Here is a 6571-nt window from a genome sequence, read left to right on the forward strand (position 1 = left end):
AATAGTTGACTAAACCTGAAAGAGTACGATTATGCAATATCCTATTTTTCAATCGGTAGTAAATAAAATAAATAGCCTGCTGAACAAGAGAAATATTAATGTCGTTAAATTCAAGACTTGGGAAGAATCCAGGATCAATGCTGCGGGTTTGGAAATCGTTATTGATCTGAAAGATTCTACTAATCATCTCAAAAAACTCGACATTAATTTCGATTGGGACAGCTTCCGTGAAGCAAATCTTGCAAATCAGCTGAACGGTACGGATAAACATCCAATGCTGAAAGAAAAACATCTCACCGAGGTGAATATATCACCCTCCATTGATGTTGAACTGGTCTGGCATTTTGATGAACGGAAAAGCCAGCCAATTCAAACAAACGGAGACACCAATTATCGCATTGAGAAAGCGAGTGAGTGGATGGACCGAGTTAGTAAAGAAGTAAATGAACTTCTTATCAGTGATGATATTATTACACGATGGCATCTCGAAATAGACGGAGATTCACATGGTAAATATCTCACCGCGATCAATCTGATCTCTTATTTCCAATTTACGATGACAGACCTTGAGAGTCTGAATGAGGTGAATGAATTTGTAAGCAGGAAATTGACTCATCTACTGTATAAGGCCAACCGAATTATAAAAATTGCGGACAGTAGTGTTTCCGTCGTAGCTGCTTAAAATAAAAAAGGGCACTTCGATGAGTGCCCATAATTTCTACATTAAGCAATTAGCTTACTTTTTCTTCTTGTGACGGTTTTTGCGTAGACGCTTTTTCCGTTTGTGCTTAGCAATTTTAGATCGTTTTCTTTTCTTTCCGCTTGGCATGAATTATCACCCGGTTGATTTAATTAAACTTCTTGTTCCAAGAGCGATATCAAATAACACCGCCATCTTTCTAAGTCGATCAAAATACAAAATCTTTTATTCAAATCTATAGTTTTGAAAAGAAGAGTTTTGCCTGATATAACTTAACAAGTGTAACCGCCGGAACATTTCAATACTGAAATTGTTTTGAAAATAAGAGATCAGATATACCTGGTGAATTATGAGCTCCAAATTGCTATATTCGCGCCTTCAAAAATATGATAGTTAATAAATGCCAGACTTGATTAAAGTTGCAAAATTTGGTGGTACCAGCATGGCCAATTACGAGGCTATGAACCGGTGTGCCAATATCGTGAAATCGGACAGCGATAAAAAAATCATAGTGGTGAGTGCAACTTCAGGTACTACCAATCTGCTGACAACTCTCATTGGTGTCAAAAATCCGGATGATAAACATCAGATAATGAATCAGATTAGAGAGAAGCATTACGAAATCTGTGACTCTCTTAAGTATAAGGAAGAAGCAAAAAGGCGTGTTGCCCAACTGATTGATGATCTTGAAAAAAAAGTTATTTCATCTAAAGCAGCAACCTCACAATATAGTGACGAAGTACTGTCATTTGGTGAACTTATTTCTTCTACAATATTCTCTTATGTACTGAGAGAATCAATCGGTAAAAAAGTGGAGTGGCTGGACGCGCGTGAAATCATCCAAACGGATCATAATCACAGTTCAGCAGAACCTGAAATAGAATCAATTGAGAAAAATGCTGAAACCGGAATTATTCCTCATCTGAAGGGAAGTTGCTTTGTAACTCAGGGTTTTATCGGGCGAACAAAAAGTGGAGTTACGACAACACTTGGAAGAGGAGGAAGTGACTATTCAGCTGCTCTTTTTGCGGAAGCTGTCAATGCAGACGTACTGGAGATCTGGACAGACGTTACGGCTGTTTATACAAGCGATCCGAGAATTGTAAAAAAGGCAAAACCAATAACTGAAATTAGTTTCAATGAGGCTGCAGAGCTTTCTGTATTTGGTGCAAAAGTACTGCACCCGGCTACGATGGTTCCGGCCATTCGAAAAAACATCCGTGTGTATGTCGGTTCAAGTATGGAACCGCACCTCCCCGGAACATGGATTATGAAAAACACGAAAGAGAAACCACCGATTCGTGCAATCAGTTTAAGAAAAAACCAAACCTTGCTTACGGTTCATAGCTTGGATATGCTTTACAGGCACGGTTTTTTAGCTCGTCTGTTTAAGGTTTTGTCGAATCACAAAATTAGTGTGGATCTTGTAACTACCAGTGAAGTGAGTGTATCACTCACGCTGGATACAAATGCAGGAACCCCAGGTAAAGATTTTCTGCCAAAAAGTGTAATAAGTGAATTAAAAACATTCTGTGAAGTTGAAATTGAGGAGAATCTCTCACTGATTGCATTAATTGGGAATAACCTGCATACTACCTCAGGACTGAGCGGACCGGTTTTTAGTACTTTGGAAGGCATAAACGTGCGATTGATATGCCATGGAGCCAGTTCTCATAATCTCTGCTTTCTTGTAGACCAGCAAAGCGCTGAGAAAGTAGTTCAAAAATTACATGAACGATTTATATAAGGAAACATCATGAAAGTATCCGTAATTGGTACAGGCAAAACAGGAAGTGCAGTAGCAGGACTTTTAGGTAAGCAAGCCCTATGTTTTGACTCAAAAAGCAACATTACTGCTGAAAAGTTAAAGGAGACTGATATTGCCATCATTTTTGTACCCGGCGAAGCCGCTGAAGATGTGAGTAAGGTAGTTTTGGAATCCGGAGTTCCAGCCGTTTGGGGTACTACCGGTTATGCATGGCCTGAAAATTTACCCGATCAAGTAAAAAACGTAAACGCAAAATGGGTAATAGGATCCAATTTTAGTTTAGGTATGAACCTCATTCGAAAAGCGTTGAATATTTTAGGGAAGGGTGGAGTTTTTTTGCAAGACCCCGAATACCATATCCATGAGGTGCACCATGTTGATAAAAAAGATGCTCCAAGCGGCACGGCGCTTTCCTGGCAAGAGTGGCTGGGACGTGACGCTTCAATATCGTCTGACAGACAGGGGGATGTGAAGGGAATTCATAATCTGCATCTTCAAACCAATAATGAGTCGATTTATTTGAAACACGAAGCTCACAGCAGAAAACTTTTTGCAGAAGGAGCCATTTGGACAGCGGAGTACTTGCTAAAAAATCCTCAAATAAAGCCGGGAGTATATCCGTTTTCATCAATTTTTGACCAGGCATTTTCAAAATTATTATGATCAACACCACGCTTTGGACAGCACTTATCACCCCGATGTATCAATCGGGGGAGATTCATTTTGGCGACCTTGAAAAGCTGATCATAAGGCAAGAGTTGGCCGGAAACGGAGTTCTGCTGGTTGGAAGTACTGGGGAAGGGCTTGCGCTCAATGACGACGAAAAAAAGGAGATTATCGATTTCTCGGCAAATCTGGAAGTTTCAGTACCTGTAATGGCAGGAGTGGGCGGTTTTCAAATTGAGAATCAGAAAGCATGGATTCAATACTGTAATGATAAAGTGGATGCGTTTCTGCTCGTTTCACCATTGTACACAAAACCCGGATCTGTTGGATTGAAAAACTGGTTTCAGGAATTGATGGATGTGGCTGATAAACCATGTATGATTTACAATATTCCATCCCGTACCGGTGTAAAGATTACTCCAAAAGTGATCAAAGATTTATCCGGTCACTCAAAATTTTGGTCGATAAAGGAGGCGAGTGGCAGTATAGCTGATTATCAAGAATTTAGTGAAATGGTGCCTAAGGCATCTATGTTTAGTGGTGATGACGGACTGTTGCCATATTTTGCAGTAGCCGGATGCTCAGGTTTGGTTTCTGTTTCTTCAAACATTTGGCCAAAAGAAACAGCCAAATATGTTAAACTCTGTTTGTCGGGAGACACGGAGCCATTATTTCCGATTTGGAAGCGTGCTAATGAGGCTCTCTTCTCTGCACCAAATCCTGTTCCCGTTAAGATTTTATTGCACCAAAAAGGAATTATTGAAAACTCTGCGCTACGATCCCCGCTAACTGAAAAAGAGTTAAAAAACCTGGATCAGCTAAAACAAGCTGATGCGGAAATTGTAAATTGGTATCAAAAAATTAATAATTGAAATGAATTGGGAAGAAGTTTTAGATCAACTTGAAGAAGGAACAGTAAGAGCCGCTGAAAAGGATGGCGAAACCTGGAGTGCCAATATTGAAGTGAAGGAAGCTATTTTGGCGGCTTTTAAAGAGGGAAATAATGTCAACTATGGTGGCATTTACGACGGATTTGTTGATAAAAACAATATCCCGCCTCGAATGTTTGAAGCAGAAGATGGAGTTCGCTTGGTTCCCGGCGGGTCTTCAGTACGTCGCGGTGCATATGTCGCTCAAGGCGTGATTATCATGCCGCCGGCGTATGTAAATATTGGTGCTTATGTTGATGAAGGAGCCATGATTGATAGTCATGCACTTGTCGGATCATGCGCTCAAATCGGTAAAAATGTACATCTTTCAGCAGGTGTTCAAATTGGTGGAGTACTGGAACCGGTGGGACTAAGTCCGGTTGTGATTGAGGATGACTGTTTTATAGGTGCGGGATCTGTAATTGTTGAGGGAATTTTAGTTAAAAAAGGGGCGGTGATTGCTCCGGGTGTAACGTTGTCGAAATCTGTCCCCGTTTACGATTGCGTGAACGAAAAATTGCTTGGTAAAGGATCACCAATACCGGAAAATGCGGTTGTGATACCCGGTTCAAGGCCAATTAAAAATGAATGGGCCCGGCGACAGGAGTTGTCGGCTTATTGTCCTGTTATTATTAAATATAGAGATGAAGGAAGTGACGCTTCTTTAGAGCTGGAAAGTGCATTGAGATAAATTTTTTAAAGAAATTCTGTAAGGGAAGTAAAAAATTCTGTTCTTATAGATAGAACGTTAACAAAAAATGATTGACTAATTATGAGTTCATTAAACAAAGTTATGATAATCGGACGATTGGGAGCTGATCCCGATGTGAGATATACTCAATCCAACGCAGCTGTTGCGAACATGAGTGTGGCAACCACCGACAGGTACAAAGACAGAAACGGAGAACTTCAGGAGAATACTGAATGGCATCGTGTTGTAGTTTGGAATCGACTCGCTGAGATTTGCCAGGAGTATCTAAAAAAAGGTTCTTTGGTTTATTTTGAAGGTAAACTTGAAACACGCGGCTGGGAAGATAAAGAAGGTCAAAAAAGATATACCACAGAAATAAAAGCGTTTAACATGCAGATGTTAGATAGCCGTGGGGATCAGAGTGGAGGAGGTGCTCCGCAAAATTCCAGTGGAGGTAAAACGGCCAAAGCTTCAGTAGATTTGGACGACTCTTTTGACGATATGGATGATGACCTTCCGTTTTAATTCCGGCCAGGTTAATTGATCCAACATTTCGTACTTTAAAGGTGATGATCTTTTTGATCGTCACCTTTTTTTATTCATATTGTTTTTATTGATATCAACTAATCATTAATTAAGTACTGTTATTTGGATACGATCGATGAACCTCCCAGTCATCCAATGCAATTTATTTCCAATCAGATTTTACTTAATGCAGGGCCACAATTGGAGTATCTGAGCTTTACTGAAATATCTATCGAGCTTACCCTGATGCTAGTCGGGCTATTGCTTAGTGCTCTTTACTCAGGTTCCGAAGTGGCGTTTTTCTCTTTGGTTAATCAAATAGATCAGCTGAGGCCGGGTGGAGGTGAATACGGTTCGAAAGACTCAAGAATTTTAAAAATGCTGCAGAAGCCGCGCCGGCTTCTCGCCACAATACTTATTGGCAATACTTTTGCCAACATCGTTAGTTCAGTTATGGCAGCTGTTATCACGGGAAAAATAGCTGCTTATTACGGTTTTTCTGAGGTGATCGTTTATTCAATTGAGATCATTGTGCTAACCTTTATGATTTTGATTTTGAGTGAGATTACACCGAAAGTTATTGCGATTAACAATCCATTGAAGGTGAGTCGCAGAATGGTAGGATTTGTATATGCTCACTTTATACTTTTCATGCCCGTGTCTAAAATTATTGCTGAAAGTACAATGAGTCTGGAAAAAACTCTGCCAAAACCCAATAATAAAATGACGGCTCAGGATTTAAAAACGATGGCTGAGATGAGTGAGCAAGAGGGATCCTTGAAAGGTGATGAGCGTGAGATCATCGAAAACGTGATTGAATTTGGTAATATTACCGTACGCGAAATTATGACTTCCCGTGTAAATATTGTTGCTGTGCCCGTTAGTGCCACTTTGGAAGATGTGATTCAGCTTATACAGGAAAAGGGGTTATCTCGTATGCCGCTTTTTGAAAATGATCTGGATAATATTTCAGGTGTAATCTACTCCAAAGATGTGCTTCCATATATCAATTCGGATATAGGTGAGCAATTGATTAACTGGAAAACAATAGCACGTAAAGCCCTGTTTATCCCGGCCACAAAAAAGCTGGATGACTTGCTGAGAGATTTTCAACATGAAAAAACGCACATCGCAATCGTTGTTGATGAATATGGCGGTACGGAAGGACTTGTAACTCTTGATGATATTCTTGAGGAGATTGTCGGAGATATTGGGGATGAATATGACGATCAGCAGGAGAAGCTTTACACTAGATTTAAAAATGGTGTCTACATTTTTGATGCCAAAATTGA

Annotated in this window: 7 protein-coding genes; all 7 read left to right on the forward strand. The window is 40.0% G+C overall.

Features of this window, described 5'->3' with window-relative positions; translation table 11 throughout:
• Positions 1-31 precede the first annotated feature (31 nt).
• A complete protein-coding gene (locus ACESM0_RS04095; RefSeq protein WP_372903916.1) occupies positions 32-682 on the forward strand; it encodes a hypothetical protein in 651 nt (216 codons plus the stop codon).
• Between the two features lie 418 nt (positions 683-1100).
• Positions 1101-2447: a lysine-sensitive aspartokinase 3 gene (gene lysC, locus ACESM0_RS04100; protein WP_372903918.1), complete on the forward strand. Its 1347-nt coding sequence runs from the start codon at positions 1101-1103 to the stop codon at positions 2445-2447.
• A 9-nt stretch (positions 2448-2456) separates the two neighbouring features.
• Positions 2457-3131 (forward strand): dihydrodipicolinate reductase C-terminal domain-containing protein, encoded by a 675-nt coding sequence (locus ACESM0_RS04105; protein WP_372903920.1) that lies wholly within the window; start codon positions 2457-2459, stop codon positions 3129-3131.
• Complete coding sequence (gene dapA, locus ACESM0_RS04110; RefSeq protein WP_372903922.1) at positions 3128-4006, forward strand: 4-hydroxy-tetrahydrodipicolinate synthase; 879 nt, start codon at positions 3128-3130, stop codon at positions 4004-4006. The genes ACESM0_RS04105 and dapA overlap by 4 nt, the downstream gene beginning before the upstream one ends.
• Before the next feature lies 1 nt (position 4007).
• Complete coding sequence (locus ACESM0_RS04115; RefSeq protein ID WP_372903924.1) at positions 4008-4754, forward strand: 2,3,4,5-tetrahydropyridine-2,6-dicarboxylate N-succinyltransferase; 747 nt, start codon at positions 4008-4010, stop codon at positions 4752-4754.
• An 81-nt stretch (positions 4755-4835) separates the two neighbouring features.
• Positions 4836-5279, forward strand: coding sequence for a single-stranded DNA-binding protein (locus tag ACESM0_RS04120; protein WP_372903926.1), 444 nt, complete (start codon positions 4836-4838; stop codon positions 5277-5279).
• A 123-nt stretch (positions 5280-5402) separates the two neighbouring features.
• The coding region (locus ACESM0_RS04125; RefSeq protein ID WP_372903928.1) for a hemolysin family protein at positions 5403-6571 on the forward strand (1169 nt) is incomplete at its 3' end.

Source organism: Rhodohalobacter sp. (assembly GCF_041686455.1).
Lineage (GTDB): Bacteria > Bacteroidota > Rhodothermia > Balneolales > Balneolaceae > Rhodohalobacter.